We start from the raw sequence: 14216 nt of genomic DNA on the forward strand, positions 1-14216 counted from the left end.
CCGGCCGCGCCCCTCCTGAGACGCTCCGGCGGGACGGTCAGGCCGGGTCCCCGACCTCCTCCAGGGCCGTCTCCTTCAGTTCTCCCTCCTCCAGAAGCAGCCAGCGGGTGATGCCGAGGGACTCGAGGAACGGCAGGTCGTGGCCGGCCACGATCAGCGCTCCCTCGTAGGACTCCAGGGCGGTCGTGAGCTGGCGCACGCTCGCCATGTCCAGATTGTTCGTCGGCTCGTCGAGCAGGAGGAGCTGCGGCGCGGGCTCGGCCAGCATCAGCGCGGCCAGGGCCGCCCGGAAGCGTTCGCCGCCGGACAGCGTGGACGCCTTCTGGTCGGCGCGGGCGCCCCGGAACAGGAAGCGGGCCAGTCGCGCCCGGATCCGGTTGTTGGTGGCACCCGGCGCGAACCGGGCCACGTTCTCGGCGACGGACAGCTCGCCGTCCAGGACGTCCAGCCGCTGCGGCAGGAACCGCAGCGGCACATGCGTCTCCGCCTCGCCCGCCACCGGCGCCAGTTCCCCGGCGATGGTGCGCAGCAGGGTCGTCTTGCCCGCCCCGTTGCGTCCGATCAGCGCGATCCGCTCGGGACCGCGCAGGTCGAGGACGCCGTCGACGCGCGCCCCGTACGCCAGTTGCAGGCCGCGCAGGGTGAGCACGTTCCGGCCCGGCGGCACGGCCGTGTACGGGAGGTCGACGCGGATCTCGTCGTCGTCCCGTACGGCGTCCACCGCCTCGTCGAGCCGCTCCTTGGCCTCGGCCAGCTTCTCCTCGTGCATGATGCGGTGCTTGCCCGCGGACTCCTGCGCCGCGCGCTTGCGTGCCCCCATCACGATCTTCGGTTCGCGTTTCTGGTCCCACATCTTCTGCCCGTAGCGCTTGCGGCGGGCCAGCTTGACCTGGGCGTCGACCAGTTCGCGCTTCTGCTTGCGAAAGTCCGCCTCGGCGACCCGCACCATGCGCTCGGCCGCCTCCTGCTCCACGGCGAGGGCCTCCTCGTAGGCCGAGAAGTTGCCGCCGTACCAGGTGATCTCCCCGGCACGCAGGTCCGCGATCTGGTCGACCAGTTCGAGGAGTTCACGGTCGTGGCTGACGACGACCAGCAGGCCCGGCCAGGACGCGACGGCCGCGTACAGCCGCCTGCGCGCGTACAGGTCGAGGTTGTTCGTGGGCTCGTCGAGCAGCAGCACGTCCGGGCGGCGCAGCAGCAGCGCGGCCAGGCGGAGCAGCACCGACTCGCCGCCCGACACCTCACCGACCGTGCGGTCCAGGCCGATGTGCCCGAGACCGAGTTCACCGAGGGTGACGAGCGCGCGCTCCTCGACGTCCCAGTCGTCGCCGACCGTCTCGAAGTGCTCCGCGGCCGCGTCGCCCGCCTCGATGGCGTGCAGTGCGGCCCGCCGGGCGGCGATGCCGAGCGCCTCGTCGACGCGCAGGGCGGTGTCGAGCGTGACGTTCTGCGGGAGGTAGCCGACCTCGCCGGTCACCTTGACGGTGCCGTCCGACGGGGTGAGCTCGCCGGCGATGAGCTTCAACAGGGTCGATTTTCCCGATCCGTTGACGCCGACGAGCCCCGTCCTGCCGGGGCCGAAGGCCACGTCGAGGCCGTCGAGGACGGAGGTGCCGTCGGGCCAGCCGAAGGACAGGGACGTACAGCTGAGAGAAGTGGACACAAGGGCCTCGCGGTTGCTGGGTGCGGTCAGGGCGAACGCATGTCGAGACACCGCGGGGCGCGGACCGGGGAACCGGGGGCACACGAAGGCCCTGTGCCGGAGGACGGCTCGGACGCCGAGGTCGCACACGACGCACACACCCGACGGGTGTGACGCGGTGTCTCAGGACCTCAGACGAGCAACGTCCTTCTCCAATCGACGGCAACAGGACCGCTGAACAACGTACGAGGGGCGCGTCGGGCCGTCAACGCAATTAATCGCGAGCCCGCGCCGGCCCCCACGTACACGTCGGATTCCTGCCGGCCCGCGCCCCGGCCCGGCTGGTTGAGTCGTCCGCATGACGAACGAGAACACCCTGCGAGACCGCGCCCAGGCCTTCCGCGCCCTGCACGTCCCGGGGCGTCCGCTGGTCCTCCCGAACGCCTGGGACGCGATGAGCGCCCGGCTCGCCGAGGACGCGGGCGCCGCCGCGGTGGCCACCACCAGCGCAGGGCTCGCCTGGAGCCTCGGCGCCGCCGACGGCGACCGGCTGGAGCGGGACCGGGCGCTGGACGCGGTGGCACGCATCGCCGCCACGGTCCGCGTTCCGGTCAGCGCCGACATCGAGAGTGGGTATGCGAAGGACCCGGCGGGCGTCGCCGGCACGGTCCGCGCGGTGCTCGCGGCGGGAGCGGTGGGCATCAACATCGAGGATGCGCTGTACGAGGAGGGGAGCGGCGCGTTGCGGCCGGTCGCCGAGCAGGCCGAGCGGATCGCGGCCGCCCGCGAGGCCGCCGACGCGCAGGGCGTGCCGCTGTTCGTCAACGCCCGGATCGACACCTTCCTCAGGGGCGCCGGGGGAGTGGACGCCACCCTGGAGCGGGCCGCCGCCTTCCGCGCCGCGGGCGCCGACGGGATCTTCGTCCCCGGGGCCGTCGACCCGGAGACGGTCAGGGCGCTCGTCGAGGGCATCGACGGACCGCTCAATGTGCTGGTGGGCCCCGACGCACCGTCCGTCGCCGAGCTCGCCGCCCTGGGCGTGGCCCGGGTGAGCGCCGGGTCCGGCCTGGCCGAGGCCGCATACGCGGTCGTCCGCCGCGCCGCGCGGGAGATGCTGGACGCGGGGACGTACGAGGCGCAGGCGCAGGGGCTGGACTACGGGGAGCTCAACACCCTGCTGGCGCGGGAGCGCTAGGTCAGCAGGCGTCCCGCATCAATTCGGCCAGATGGTGGTCGAGGTCCAGCTGGAGGTGCTCCAGGCCTTCGGGTACGAGCTCGTTCGTTGCCTGCAGGAACCGGCGGATCTCGCCCGTGCGGACGTGCACGACGGCGGTCCCCTCGGGGGCGTGGAACTCCAGCACGGTGCGGTCGTACCCGTACGGCCGCACCCGGACGTCGCCGTGGCCCTCCGGGCCGTGCAGGCCCGCGGAGAGGAGGTCGCGGGCGAAGCTCCAGCGCACCTCCACGCCCTCCAGGGTGGCCGGGGCCGGGAAGGTCATCTGGACGGCGAACGGGTCGTGCCGGTCGTAGCGCAGCGTTGCGGGAATGCTCGGCATGCGCGGTGCGGCGGCGACGAGTCGGGCCTCTACGGGCTGCTCGATGACGGTGGACAACGCCTTGCTCCCTCGTGACGGCTGGACGAACTTCCGGGTGGATCAGACCTGGCACTGGAAGAGACGACGGAATCAGCCAATCCGTGCACACGAATTTCGAGTGACCTCGGTCACCGCGTCCATGCATGCGAGGGGCAGGTGTGTTCCGCACTGCCGCGAGCGGCGCTCGGGCCCCCTGGACGGTGGCGGGGCGGTGGGCTAGCTTCGCGCGCCATGAGGCGCTTGGGGAGCACGCGACGAACGAGACGTACGACCCGTACCAGCCGGACGGTGGCCGCGGGGGTGGCCTGCGGGGCCGCGCTGGCCGCCCTGACGCTCGCACCGGCGCAGGCCGCGCCGCAGGGCGGCCACCGCGCACCGCACTGGGAACTCAAGGACACCGGCACCCCCGATGTCCGCTATCGCGGGCTGTCCGCCGTCAGCCGTGACACCGCCTGGGTGGCCGGATCCGGCGGTACGGTCCTGCGCACCACGGACGGCGGGGCGAGCTGGCGGAACGTCTCTCCGCCGGGCGCGGCCGCTCTGCAGTTCCGGGACATCGAGGCGTTCGACGCGCGGCGCGCGGTCGTGCTGGCCATCGGCGAGGGCGAGGACTCCCGTGTCTACCGCACCGAGGACGGCGGGGCGACCTGGACCGAGTCCTTCCGCAACACCGACCCCAAGGCGTTCTACGACTGCCTCTCGTTCTTCGACCGCCGCCACGGTCTCGCCATGAGCGACCCGGTGGACGGAAAGTTCCGCATTCTGTCCACCGGCGACGGCGGCCGCACCTGGCGGGCGCTGCCCTCCGACGGCATGCCCGCCGCGCTGGACGGCGAGGCGGGCTTCGCGGCGAGCGGTCAGTGCCTGGTCACCTCGGGTCCCAAGGACGTCTGGCTGGCCACCGGCGGCGGCGCCCGCGCGCGCGTGCTGCACTCCACGGACCGCGGCCTGACCTGGACGGCCACCGACGCGCCGGTCCCGGCCGGCGACCCGGCCCGCGGCGTGTTCGCGCTCGCCTTCCGCGACCGCATCCATGGCCTCGCCGTCGGCGGCGACTACCGCGCGGACCAGCCCTCCCCGCAGGCGGCGGCGCTCACCCCGGACGGCGGCCGCAGCTGGCGGCCCGCCGGCACACCCCCGCCCGCCTACCGCTCCGGCGCCGCCTGGCTCCCGCACAGCCGCACCGCCGCGCTCGCCGTCGGCCCCACCGGAACCGACCTGACCACCGACGCCGGGCTCACCTGGCGAACGGTCGACACCGGCTCGTACGACACCGTGGACTGCACCCCCGACCTGGGCTGCTGGGCGGCCGGGGAGAAGGGGCGCGTGGCGCGGCTGGAGAGCTGATGCGGCGGGCCGCGGCGCGGGTACTCGGTCGTCGCACACGACACGAGAGGAAGTGAGCGGTCGTGCCACGCGGTGCCAGTCCCAAGCGGGAACGTCAGTACGAGCACATCAAGGAGAGCGCCCTGGACCGGGGCGAGAGCACGGAGCGCGCCGAGGAGATCGCGGCGCGGACGGTCAACAAGGAACGCGCCAGGGCCGGTGAGTCGAAGACCGCGAGCCGCACCTCGATCCAGGACATGTCGTCCGGCGAGCGCGGCGGCAGGCGGTCGCACCAGGGTGCCCAGGGGCCCACCTACGACCAGCTGTACGAGGAAGCCAAGCGGCGCAACATCAAGGGCCGTTCGGACATGAACAAGCAGCAGCTGCAGCGCGCGCTGGGCGGGAAGAAGAGCTGAGCCCGCGCGCTCAGCCGAGCGTCTCGCGACAGCGCTCCAGCTCGGGCACCGTCTTGGTGGCGATGAACTCCGTGATGCGGTAGGCGCACACCCCGGCGATGAGGAACGGGTCGCCCGCGGCGATCTCCTCGATGCGCGCGCGGTCCTCCGCGACGGCGAGGATCACCCCGCCGTCGCGGGGGTTCTTGCGCCCGGAGACGAGGAAGACGCCCTTCTCGTACTGCTCGTCGAGCCATGCCACGTGCGCCGGCAGCACGGCGTCCACGGCGTCGAGCGGTGCGGTGTAGGTCAGTTCCAGTACGAACATGATCGCGAGCCTACCCCTGGGCGCCCACGCCCCCGGCCGGACCCGTACAGTCGACCCCACCATGACGACCGTACGTGTTCCCGCGGGCTGGCCCGCGACCGAGGAGCAGGCCCGCGCCGTACAGGACGAACTGCGCGGACGGGTGGTGCTGGACGAGCCGGGGCCGCCGCCCGGGACTGGCTGCGTCACGGGCGTCGACGTCGCCTACGACGACGAACGGGACGTCGTCGTGGCCGCGGCCGTGGTGCTCGACGCGGCGACGCTGGACGTGGTCGCCGAAGCGACGGCCGTCGGGCGCATCTCCTTCCCGTACGTCCCCGGGCTGCTCGCCTTCCGGGAGATCCCCACCGTCCTGGCCGCCCTCGACGCCCTTGCGCACCCGCCGGGGCTGGTGGTCTGCGACGGCTACGGACTGGCCCACCCGCGCCGCTTCGGCCTTGCCAGTCACCTCGGCGTGCTCACCGGGCTGCCCACCATCGGCGTCGCCAAGAACCCTTTCACCTTCACGTACGCGGATCCGGACCCCCGGCGCGGCGGCGGCACCCCGCTCCTCGCGGGCACCGAGGAGGTCGGCCGCGCCCTGCGCACTCGGGACTCCGTAAAGCCGGTCTTCGTCTCCGTCGGCCACCGGGTGAGCCTGGACAACGCATGCGCCCACACGCTCGCGCTCACCCCGGAGTACCGGCTCCCGGAGACAACCCGCCGGGCGGACTCGCTCTGTCGGCGCGCGCTCCGGGAGGCGACGCGCGGGCGGAGCCCCCTCGTCGAGTATGCGGCCGCGGATCCCGAACGCAGCTGGGGCCGTTCCCTGTTCGAGCGCCAGACCCTTCCCGTCGTCTGGGCGGGCCGGGTGCTCCGCGCGGCGGCGGAGGGGCTGGGCCGGACACCGGAGATCGATGCCGCGCTGGACCTCGCGGACGACCGCGACCGCTGGAGCCAGGGGCGCCAGCTGTTCGAGCTGGTCCGCGGGCGAGGGCTCGCGGCCTGGGAACATCCGACGGAGGAGCAGCAGCTTCTGGTCCGCCTCGCGGAGCTGGTGGGCAAGCTCGCCCACAATGAGGCAGGACCCCCGCCCTTCTTCGACTGTCACGCGGGGTGGCAGATCGGCCCCATCGCCGTCCGGCTCGCCACCGCCGCGCACGATCCGGCCGTGCGGGACCGCATCGCGGATGCGTTGGGGGACTGGCCGCCGACCGAGCACGACGACTGAGTACGGCGTGTGAGTAGTCGTACGGATGCGGATGCCGCGCGCCGACCGGCAGGCTCTGGCGCATGACGACACCCCGTGCCGCGAAGCCCCTTGCAGACCCCAACCGTCCCGTCGAGCGCGCCGTGACGGCCGCGCTGGTCCTCGCCGTACTGGCGGGGCTCGGCTGGATAGGCGGGATGATCTACACCGTACTGGGGTGGCCGCACTAGCCGCTCCGGGCGCTCCACCCGCCCCGGCTACCCCGGCCGCACAGGGTGCCGCTAGAAGGCCGCCGCCACCCTGAACGTGATCCCCGCCCTGCGCAGCCGCTCGGTCAGGGCGTCGCCCATCGCCTGGACCGTCGTGACCTGGCCGGCCGTCGGCGGCAGGTCGTCGAAGGCCAGGGACAGGGCCGACTCGGCGAACATCTTCGCCGTCTCGTCATAGCCGGGGTCGCCGCCGCAGACCTCCGTGAACACGCGCCGTCCGCCGCCCTCGCCGACGAAGCGCACCGAGAACCAGCTCTTCGCGCGCTTGTCGGCGCTCGGCCCGTCCCCGGGCCTGAGCCGGTCCGACAACCAGCGCCGGGCGGGCGGCAGCTGAGCGGCGGCAACCACCGCGCCCACGGCCGCCACCGAGCCCAGGGCGACGGGCAGCCGCTTCACGGCCGCGTAGTGCCGGTAGCGGAAGTCCGGGCCGTAGCGGTCCAGGGCCTTCGCCGACCGGCGCACGATCTGCGCGTCGATGGTCGGCAGGGGGAGGGCCCAGGCCCCGACCTCCTTGGCGAACCGCGGTGCTCCGGTCGGCGCCGTCGCTCTGCGTCCCATCAGCCGCGGCTCGTGCCGGCCGCGGTCGCGCGCGGCGGCGAGCATCTGCCGTCCGCGCGCCATCTGGGTCAGCGCCGAGGCGAGGGTGCCGCCGGAGAAGGCGGCGTCGGCGGTCACATATCCGTCCACGGTCAGCGGTACGCCCTCGGGCAGCTGCCGGACCGTGAAGTACGCCCCCAGGTCGTGCGGCACCGAGTCGAAACCGCAGGCGTGCACGAGCCGGGCGCCGGTCTCACGCGCGCGTGCGTCATGGCGGACGTACATCAGGTCCACGAACTCGGGCTCACCCGTGAGATCGAGACAGTCGGCCCCGCTGTCCGCGCAGGCGGCGACGAGTTCCTCGCCGTAGCGGACGTACGGCCCGACGGTCGAGGCCACCACGCGCGCGTGCCCGGCCAGTTCGCGCAGCGTCCCGGGTTCGGTGACGTCCGCCCGGAGCACCCCGACGCCGGCACCGCCGGGCAGCCGCTCGCGCAGTGCCCGCAGTCGGCTCTCGTCGCGCCCGGCGATCGCCCAGCGCAGGTCCTCGGGCGCGTGTGCGGCCAGGTACTCCGCGGTGAGCGTCCCGACGAAGCCCGTGGCTCCGAAGAGCACGATGTCGTAGGGACGGTCCGTCCTGCTCAGCCTGCTCATGACACCTCTCGGTCGTGCAACCCGCGTCGCTGTCGGTGGCTGAGGCTAGCGTGAGGTGTGCAGCGCCCGGAGACCAGCCCGGAGGCAGCCGATGGCCGTGTCCGGCAACGGCCTGAAGAAGCGGGAGAAAGTACGCGAGTTCGCTCTCGGGCTGCGAGCTGCTGTGCGACTGGGCCGAGGAAAGCCAACGGGCGATCGCCGCCAAGGGGCTCATAGCGGGACTCGACGCGCGCTGACCTACCGCGGACCACGCTGGTCGAGCGGACTTCCGGGTAACTTGGCTAAGCGCTTGCTCGCCCAGGTCTTGTGCCGGGTGGAACGCGTTCTTAGCATCACTGGTGTTACATCAGTTGTGTCACATGACTGGGGGCCGCATGACGACGGCACAGGCGCCGACGCCGGCACAGGGCCCGCTCGCGGGCGTGCGCGTGGTCGAGCTGGCCGGGATCGGGCCCGGCCCGTTCGCCGCCATGCTCCTCGCCGACCTGGGCGCCGACCTCGTACGGGTGGACCGGCCGGGCGGCAGCAGCCTGGGTGTCGACCCGGCGTACGACATCACCAACCGCAACAAACGCTCGGTGCTCGTCGACCTGAAGTCGGCGGACGGCCCGTCGCGCGTCCTCGACCTGGCCGAACGGGCCGACATCCTCATCGAGGGCTTCCGCCCCGGCGTCGCCGAGCGGCTCGGCGTCGGCCCCGGTGACTGCCACGCCCGCAACCCGAGGCTGGTCTACGGCCGGATGACCGGCTGGGGCCAGGAGGGACCCCTCGCCCAGCGCGCCGGCCACGACATCGCGTACATCGCCCTCACCGGAACCCTCGGCATGATCGGCGCCCCGGACGAGCCCCCGGCCATCCCGGCGAACCTGGTCGGCGACTACGCGGGCGGCTCCCTCTACCTGGTCGTCGGTGTCCTCGCCGCCCTGCACCACGCGCGCGCGACCGGCACCGGCCAGGTCGTCGACGCCGCCATCGTCGACGGCGCCGCGCACCTCGCCGCGATGATCCACGGCATGCTGGCCGCCGGCGGATGGCAGGACCGGCGCGGCGCCAACCTGCTGGACGGCGGCTGCCCCTACTACGGCACCTACGAGACCGCCGACGGCAGGTACATGGCGGTCGGGGCCCTGGAGCGGCAGTTCTACGAGGAGTTCCTGCACCTGATGGACCTCGACGACCTGGCCCCCGCCCGCAAGGACTGGACCCGCTGGGGCGAGCTGCGCGAGCGCGTCGCCGCCCGCTTCAAGTCCCGCACCCAGGACGAGTGGACGGCCGTCTTCGAGGGCTCCGACGCCTGTGTGGCCCCCGTTCTGTCCCTCCGCGAGGCCCCGCACCACCCGCATCTCGCCGCCCGCGGCACCTTCACCGACCATGGTGGCATCACCCAGCCCGCGCCGGCCCCGCGCTTCACCGAGACCCCCACCGCCGTCCGCACCGGCCCCGTCCTGCCGGGTGCCGACACCACGGAAGTGGCCCGCGACTGGGACGTACCGCGGCTCATCACCGACCCCGAGAAGGACGGCGACTGATGGAACTCTCGATCCCCCTCGACTACGCCACCGACCCACGCACCGCGGCGGACGAAGCGGCCGCGCTCGAGTCGGCGGGCCTCGACGCCGTCTGGGTCGCGGAGGCATACGGCTTCGACGCGCCGACGATCATGGGCTATCTGGCCGCACGCACCGAACGGATGAAGATCGGCTCCGCGATCCTCAACGTCTACTCCCGCACCCCCGCCCTGATCGCCCAGACCGCCGCCGGCATCGACGCCATGTCGGGCGGCCGCGCCGTCATCGGGCTCGGCGCCTCCGGCCCGCAGGTGATCGAGGGCTGGCACGGGAAGCCGTACGACAAGCCCCTCGGCCGCACCCGCGAGACCATCGAGCTGACCCGCCGCATCCTGCGCCGCGAGGTCATCGACCACCACGGCATCACGGACATGCCCCGGCCCGGCGGGCTGGGCAAGCCCCTGAAGATCCTCACCAAGCCGGTACGCCCCGCGGTGCCGCTGTACGTCGCCTCCCTCGGCCCCGCCAACGTCCGCATGACCGCGGAGATCGCCGACGGCTGGCTGCCCACCCTGTTCGTCCCGGAGAAGGCCGCCGACGTGTGGGGCAAGCCCCTGGCGGAGGGCGCCGCCCGCCGTGACCCCGCCCTGGGGCCGCTGCAGATCGTCGCGGGCGGACTGCTCGCCATCGGTGAGCACGCGGCCGCCGCACGGGATCTCGCCCGCCCGAAGATCGCCCTGTACGTCGGCGGCATGGGCGCGCCCGGCAAGAACTTCTACAACGACCTCGCCGTCGCCTACGGCTACGAGAAGGAAGCCCGGCTCATCCAGGAGCTGTACCTGTCCGGCCGCAAGAAGGAGGCCGAGGCGGCCGTCCCGGACGAACTCTGCGAGCTCATGTCGCTGTGCGGCCCGGAAGGTTACGTCCGTGAGCGCGTCGCCGCGTTCCGCGAGGCGGGCGTGACGATGCTGAACGTCGTCCCTGTGGGCCCGGAACCGGCCCGCCTGGTCGAGACCGTCAAGAGCTGGCTCTGAAGAACCCTCACCCTCCCGGAAAGGCTTGTCAGTGAGCACCGAAGCGTACGTGTACGACGCGATCCGCACTCCGCGCGGCCGCGGCAAGGCGAACGGCGCCCTGCACGGCACGAAGCCCATCGACCTGGTCGTCGGACTCATCCACGAGATCCGTGACCGTTTCCCCGGCCTCGACCCGGCCGCCGTCGACGACATCGTCCTCGGCGTAGTCGGCCCGGTCGGCGACCAGGGCTCGGACATCGCCCGGATCGCGGCGATCGCGGCCGGACTGCCGGACACCGTGGCGGGCGTCCAGGAGAACCGCTTCTGTGCGTCCGGCCTGGAAGCCGTCAACCTGGCCGCCGCCAAGGTGCGCTCCGGCTGGGAGGACCTCGTCCTGGCCGGCGGCGTGGAGTCGATGTCCCGGGTGCCGATGGCCTCGGACGGCGGCGCCTGGTTCAACGACCCCATGACCAACCTCGCCGTCAACTTCGTGCCCCAGGGCATCGGCGCCGACCTGATCGCCACCATCGAGGGCTTCTCCCGGCGGGACGTCGACGAGTACGCGGCCCTTTCGCAGGAGCGCGCGGCCACCGCGATGAAGGACGGCCGCTTCGAGCGCTCCGTCGTCCCCGTCAAGGACCGCAGCGGCCTCGTCGTCCTCGACCGGGACGAGTTCCCGCGCCCCGGCACGACCGCCGACTCCCTCGCCAAGCTGAAGCCGTCCTTCGCCGACATCGGCGAGCTCGGCGGATTCGACGCCGTGGCCCTGCAGAAGTACCACTGGGTCGAGAAGATCGACCACGTCCACCACGCGGGCAACTCCTCCGGCATCGTGGACGGCGCCTCGCTGGTCGCGATCGGCTCCAAGGAGGTCGGCGAGCGCTACGGACTCACCCCGCGCGCACGGATCGTCTCCGCCGCCGTCTCCGGCTCCGAGCCGACCATCATGCTCACCGGGCCCGCGCCCGCCACCCGCAAGGCGCTCGCCAAGGCCGGGCTGACCATCGACGACATCGACCTCGTCGAGATCAACGAGGCGTTCGCGGCCGTCGTGCTGCGCTTCGTCAAGGACATGGGCCTGTCCCTGGACAAGGTCAACGTCAACGGCGGCGCGATCGCCCTCGGCCACCCGCTCGGCGCCACCGGCGCGATGATCCTCGGCTCGCTCATCGACGAACTGGAGCGGCAGGACAAGCGGTACGGCCTCGCCACGCTCTGCGTGGGCGGCGGCATGGGCATCGCCACCGTCGTCGAGCGCATCTAGTCCCCAGCGGCAGCAGAGACTTCAGACCTCAACGGAGACCCCTGACATGACCGAGAGCACCACCATCCGCTGGGAACAGGACGACACCGGCGTCGTCACCCTCGTCCTCGACGACCCCAACCAGTCCGCGAACACCATGAACGCGGCCTTCCGCGACTCGCTCGGCGCGATCACGGACCGCCTCGAGGCGGAGCAGGACTCCATCCGCGGCATCATCTTCACCTCCGCCAAGAAGACCTTCTTCGCGGGCGGCGACCTGCGCGACCTCATCCGCGTCACCCCCGAGACCGCCCAGGACCTGCTCGACGGCGGCCTCGCCATCAAGCGGAACCTGCGCCGCATCGAGACCCTGGGCAAGCCGGTCGTCGCGGCGATCAACGGGGCGGCGCTGGGCGGCGGTTTCGAGCTCGCGCTCGCCTGCCACCACCGGGTCGCCCTCGACACCTCCGGCACCAAGATCGGCTGCCCCGAGGTCACCCTCGGCCTGCTCCCCGGCGGCGGCGGAGTCGTGCGCACCGTACGCCTGCTGGGCATCGCCGACGCCCTGCTGAAGGTCCTCCTCCAGGGCACCCAGTACAACGCGCGGCGCGCCCAGGAGAACGGTCTCGTCCACGAAGTGGCCGCCACCCCCGAGGAACTGCTCGCCAAGGCCCGCGCCTTCATCGACGCCAACCCCGAGTCGCAGCAGCCCTGGGACAAGCCGGGCTACAAGATCCCGGGCGGCACACCGGCCAACCCGAAGTTCGCGGCCAACCTGCCCGCCTTCCCGGCCACCCTGCGCAAGCAGACGGGCGGCGCGCCCTACCCGGCCCCGCGCAACATTCTCGCGGCCGCCGTCGAGGGCTCCCAGGTCGACTTCGAGACCGCCCAGGTCATCGAGGCCCGCTACTTCGTCGAGCTGGCGGCGGGCCAGACCTCGAAGAACATGATCCAGGCGTTCTTCTTCGACCTCCAGGCCGTCAACTCCGGTGCCAACCGCCCCAAGGGCATCGAGCCGCGCGAGGTCCGCAAGGTCGCCGTTCTCGGCGCCGGCATGATGGGCGCGGGCATCGCCTACTCGTGCGCCCGCGCGGGCATCGACGTCGTCCTGAAGGACGTGTCGGCCGAGGCCGCGCAGAAGGGCAAGGGCTACTCCGAGAAGCTGTGCGCCAAGGCCGTCGCCAAGGGCCGTACCAGCCAGGAGAAGGCCGACGCGCTGCTCGCCCGCATCACGCCCAGCGCCGATGTGGCCGACCTGGCCGGCTGCGACGCGGTGATCGAGGCCGTCTTCGAGGACACGGCCCTCAAGCACAAGGTGTTCCAGGAGATCGAGAGCGTCGTCGCGCCCGACGCGCTGCTCTGCTCCAACACCTCCACCCTCCCCATCACCGCCCTGGCCGAAGGTGTGGAGCGCCAGACCGACTTCATCGGACTGCACTTCTTCTCGCCCGTCGACAAGATGCCGCTCGTCGAGATCATCAAGGGCGAGCGCACCGGCGACGAGGCCCTCGCGCGCGCCTTCGACCTGGTCCGGCAGATCAACAAGACGCCCATCGTCGTCAACGACTCCCGCGGCTTCTTCACCTCGCGGGTGATCGGCCACTTCATCAACGAGGGTGTGGCGATGGTCGGCGAGGGCATCGAGCCCGCGTCGGTCGAGCAGGCGGCCGCCCAGGCCGGCTACCCGGCCAAGGTGCTCTCCCTGATGGACGAGCTGACCCTCACCCTGCCGCGGAAGATCCGCAACGAGTCGAGGCGGGCCGTCGAGGAGGCGGGCGGCACCTGGCAGGCGCACCCCGCCGAGGCCGTCATCGACCGCATGGTCGACGAGTTCGGGCGCCCGGGGCGCAGTGGCGGCGCGGGCTTCTACGAGTACGGCGACGACGGCAAGCGGGCCGGGCTGTGGCCGGGGCTGCGCGAGCACTTCACCAAGCCCGGACACGAGATCCCGTTCCGGGACATGCAGGAGCGCATGCTCTTCTCCGAGGCGCTCGACACCGTCAGGCTCCTCGAAGAGGGCGTCCTGACGTCCGTCGCCGACGCCAACATCGGCTCCATCTTCGGCATCGGCTTCCCGGGCTGGACCGGCGGCGTGCTCCAGTACATCAACGGCTACGACGGCGGCGCCGGGGCAGGTGCCGGCGCCGGGGCAGGTGCCGGCGCCGGGGCAGGTGCCGGCGCCGGGGCGGGTGCCGGCGTCGCCGGTTTCGTGGCACGCGCCCGTGAACTCGCCGAGCGCTACGGCGAGCGGTTCCAGCCGCCCGCCCTGCTGGTCGAGAAGGCGGAGCGGGGGGAGACCTTCAGCGACGCGCGCTGAGCAGGTCCCCATGTGACACGGCCGCGCCCTCGTCCCGCCGGATCGCCGGCGGGACGAGGGCGCGGGCCGTGACGGGACCTCCGGGCACCGAAACGCGGCAGCCGCCGATGTGACAGCCGGGGACTCCCGAGGAGAGCCGGCCATGAACTTTCTGCACGCCTGTGGACAGCGGGGACCTGGGGCCGCACCGTGATGGC

The 14216-nt window shown here is 72.6% G+C and carries 12 protein-coding genes and 1 pseudogene; 9 read left to right on the plus strand and 4 right to left on the minus strand.

What is annotated here, in order from left to right:
- Positions 1-37 precede the first annotated feature (37 nt).
- Positions 38-1663 carry an ABC-F family ATP-binding cassette domain-containing protein gene (locus Q8A52_RS09930; protein ID WP_316750200.1) on the minus strand — a complete coding sequence of 542 codons (1626 nt, stop codon included), beginning with the start codon at positions 1661-1663 and terminating at the stop codon, positions 38-40.
- A 337-nt stretch (positions 1664-2000) separates the two neighbouring features.
- On the opposite strand from Q8A52_RS09930, the gene Q8A52_RS09935 reads away from it, so the two are divergent.
- Positions 2001-2837 carry an isocitrate lyase/PEP mutase family protein gene (locus tag Q8A52_RS09935; RefSeq protein WP_316750202.1) on the plus strand — a complete coding sequence of 279 codons (837 nt, stop codon included), beginning with the start codon at positions 2001-2003 and terminating at the stop codon, positions 2835-2837.
- Between the two features lies 1 nt (position 2838).
- Here Q8A52_RS09935 and ssgD read toward each other — a convergent pair whose 3' ends face one another.
- A complete protein-coding gene (gene ssgD / locus Q8A52_RS09940) occupies positions 2839-3255 on the minus strand; it encodes a spore wall synthesis regulator SsgD (RefSeq protein ID WP_316750204.1) in 417 nt (138 codons plus the stop codon).
- A gap of 213 nt (positions 3256-3468) precedes the next feature.
- Between ssgD and Q8A52_RS09945 the strand changes: the two genes are divergently transcribed.
- Both Q8A52_RS09945 and Q8A52_RS09950 read left to right on the plus strand, forming a co-directional pair.
- A complete protein-coding gene (locus tag Q8A52_RS09945; protein ID WP_408649181.1) occupies positions 3469-4584 on the plus strand; it encodes a WD40/YVTN/BNR-like repeat-containing protein in 1116 nt (371 codons plus the stop codon).
- Between the two features lie 62 nt (positions 4585-4646).
- A complete protein-coding gene (locus tag Q8A52_RS09950) occupies positions 4647-4979 on the plus strand; it encodes a plasmid stabilization protein (RefSeq protein ID WP_316750209.1) in 333 nt (110 codons plus the stop codon).
- Between the two features lie 10 nt (positions 4980-4989).
- On the opposite strand, the gene Q8A52_RS09955 is transcribed toward Q8A52_RS09950, so the two are convergent.
- Entirely contained in the window at positions 4990-5286 is a 297-nt protein-coding gene (locus Q8A52_RS09955; RefSeq protein WP_316750210.1) for a YciI family protein, read from the minus strand.
- A 61-nt stretch (positions 5287-5347) separates the two neighbouring features.
- On the opposite strand from Q8A52_RS09955, the pseudogene Q8A52_RS09960 reads away from it, so the two are divergent.
- Both Q8A52_RS09960 and mmpA read left to right on the plus strand, forming a co-directional pair.
- A pseudogene (locus Q8A52_RS09960) lies at positions 5348-6031 on the plus strand (endonuclease V); the annotation flags it as partial.
- 527 nt (positions 6032-6558) lie between these two features.
- Entirely contained in the window at positions 6559-6705 is a 147-nt protein-coding gene (gene mmpA / locus Q8A52_RS09965) for a morphogenic membrane protein MmpA (protein ID WP_316750212.1), read from the plus strand.
- A gap of 51 nt (positions 6706-6756) precedes the next feature.
- Here the strand turns inward: mmpA and Q8A52_RS09970 are convergent, their stop codons facing one another.
- Positions 6757-7935 (minus strand): saccharopine dehydrogenase family protein, encoded by a 1179-nt coding sequence (locus Q8A52_RS09970; protein ID WP_316750213.1) that lies wholly within the window; start codon positions 7933-7935, stop codon positions 6757-6759.
- Between the two features lie 374 nt (positions 7936-8309).
- Here Q8A52_RS09970 and Q8A52_RS09975 point away from each other — a divergent pair, with 374 nt between their 5' ends.
- The 4 genes from Q8A52_RS09975 to Q8A52_RS09990 are packed head-to-tail and all read left to right on the plus strand — an operon-like array spanning position 8310 to position 14019.
- The gene (locus Q8A52_RS09975) at positions 8310-9464 is read left to right on the plus strand and encodes a CaiB/BaiF CoA transferase family protein (protein WP_316750215.1); all 1155 of its coding nucleotides are present in this window, start codon (positions 8310-8312) and stop codon (positions 9462-9464) included.
- Positions 9464-10477: an LLM class F420-dependent oxidoreductase gene (locus Q8A52_RS09980; RefSeq protein WP_316750217.1), complete on the plus strand. Its 1014-nt coding sequence runs from the start codon at positions 9464-9466 to the stop codon at positions 10475-10477. The genes Q8A52_RS09975 and Q8A52_RS09980 overlap by 1 nt, the downstream gene beginning before the upstream one ends.
- Positions 10478-10508: 31 nt before the next feature.
- Positions 10509-11723: an acetyl-CoA C-acetyltransferase gene (locus tag Q8A52_RS09985; protein ID WP_316750220.1), complete on the plus strand. Its 1215-nt coding sequence runs from the start codon at positions 10509-10511 to the stop codon at positions 11721-11723.
- 46 nt (positions 11724-11769) lie between these two features.
- Positions 11770-14019: a 3-hydroxyacyl-CoA dehydrogenase NAD-binding domain-containing protein gene (locus Q8A52_RS09990; protein WP_316750222.1), complete on the plus strand. Its 2250-nt coding sequence runs from the start codon at positions 11770-11772 to the stop codon at positions 14017-14019.
- The last annotated feature ends 197 nt before the right edge of the window (positions 14020-14216 follow it).

Source organism: Streptomyces herbicida (assembly GCF_032656585.1).
GTDB lineage: Bacteria > Actinomycetota > Actinomycetes > Streptomycetales > Streptomycetaceae > Streptomyces > Streptomyces herbicida.

Excerpts from the sequence above, each read along its gene's own strand:
- Q8A52_RS09935 (WP_316750202.1), top strand. The coding sequence starts at position 2,001 with ATGACGAACGAGAACACCCTGCGAGACCGCGCCCAGGCCTTCCGCGCC.
- Q8A52_RS09945 (WP_408649181.1), top strand. The coding sequence starts at position 3,469 with ATGAGGCGCTTGGGGAGCACGCGACGAACGAGACGTACGACCCGTACC.
- Q8A52_RS09955 (WP_316750210.1), bottom strand. The coding sequence starts at position 5,286 with ATGTTCGTACTGGAACTGACCTACACCGCACCGCTCGACGCCGTGGAC.
- mmpA (WP_316750212.1), top strand. The coding sequence starts at position 6,559 with ATGACGACACCCCGTGCCGCGAAGCCCCTTGCAGACCCCAACCGTCCC.
- Q8A52_RS09970 (WP_316750213.1), bottom strand. The coding sequence starts at position 7,935 with ATGAGCAGGCTGAGCAGGACGGACCGTCCCTACGACATCGTGCTCTTC.
- Q8A52_RS09975 (WP_316750215.1), top strand. The coding sequence starts at position 8,310 with ATGACGACGGCACAGGCGCCGACGCCGGCACAGGGCCCGCTCGCGGGC.
- Q8A52_RS09980 (WP_316750217.1), top strand. The coding sequence starts at position 9,464 with ATGGAACTCTCGATCCCCCTCGACTACGCCACCGACCCACGCACCGCG.
- Q8A52_RS09990 (WP_316750222.1), top strand. The coding sequence starts at position 11,770 with ATGACCGAGAGCACCACCATCCGCTGGGAACAGGACGACACCGGCGTC.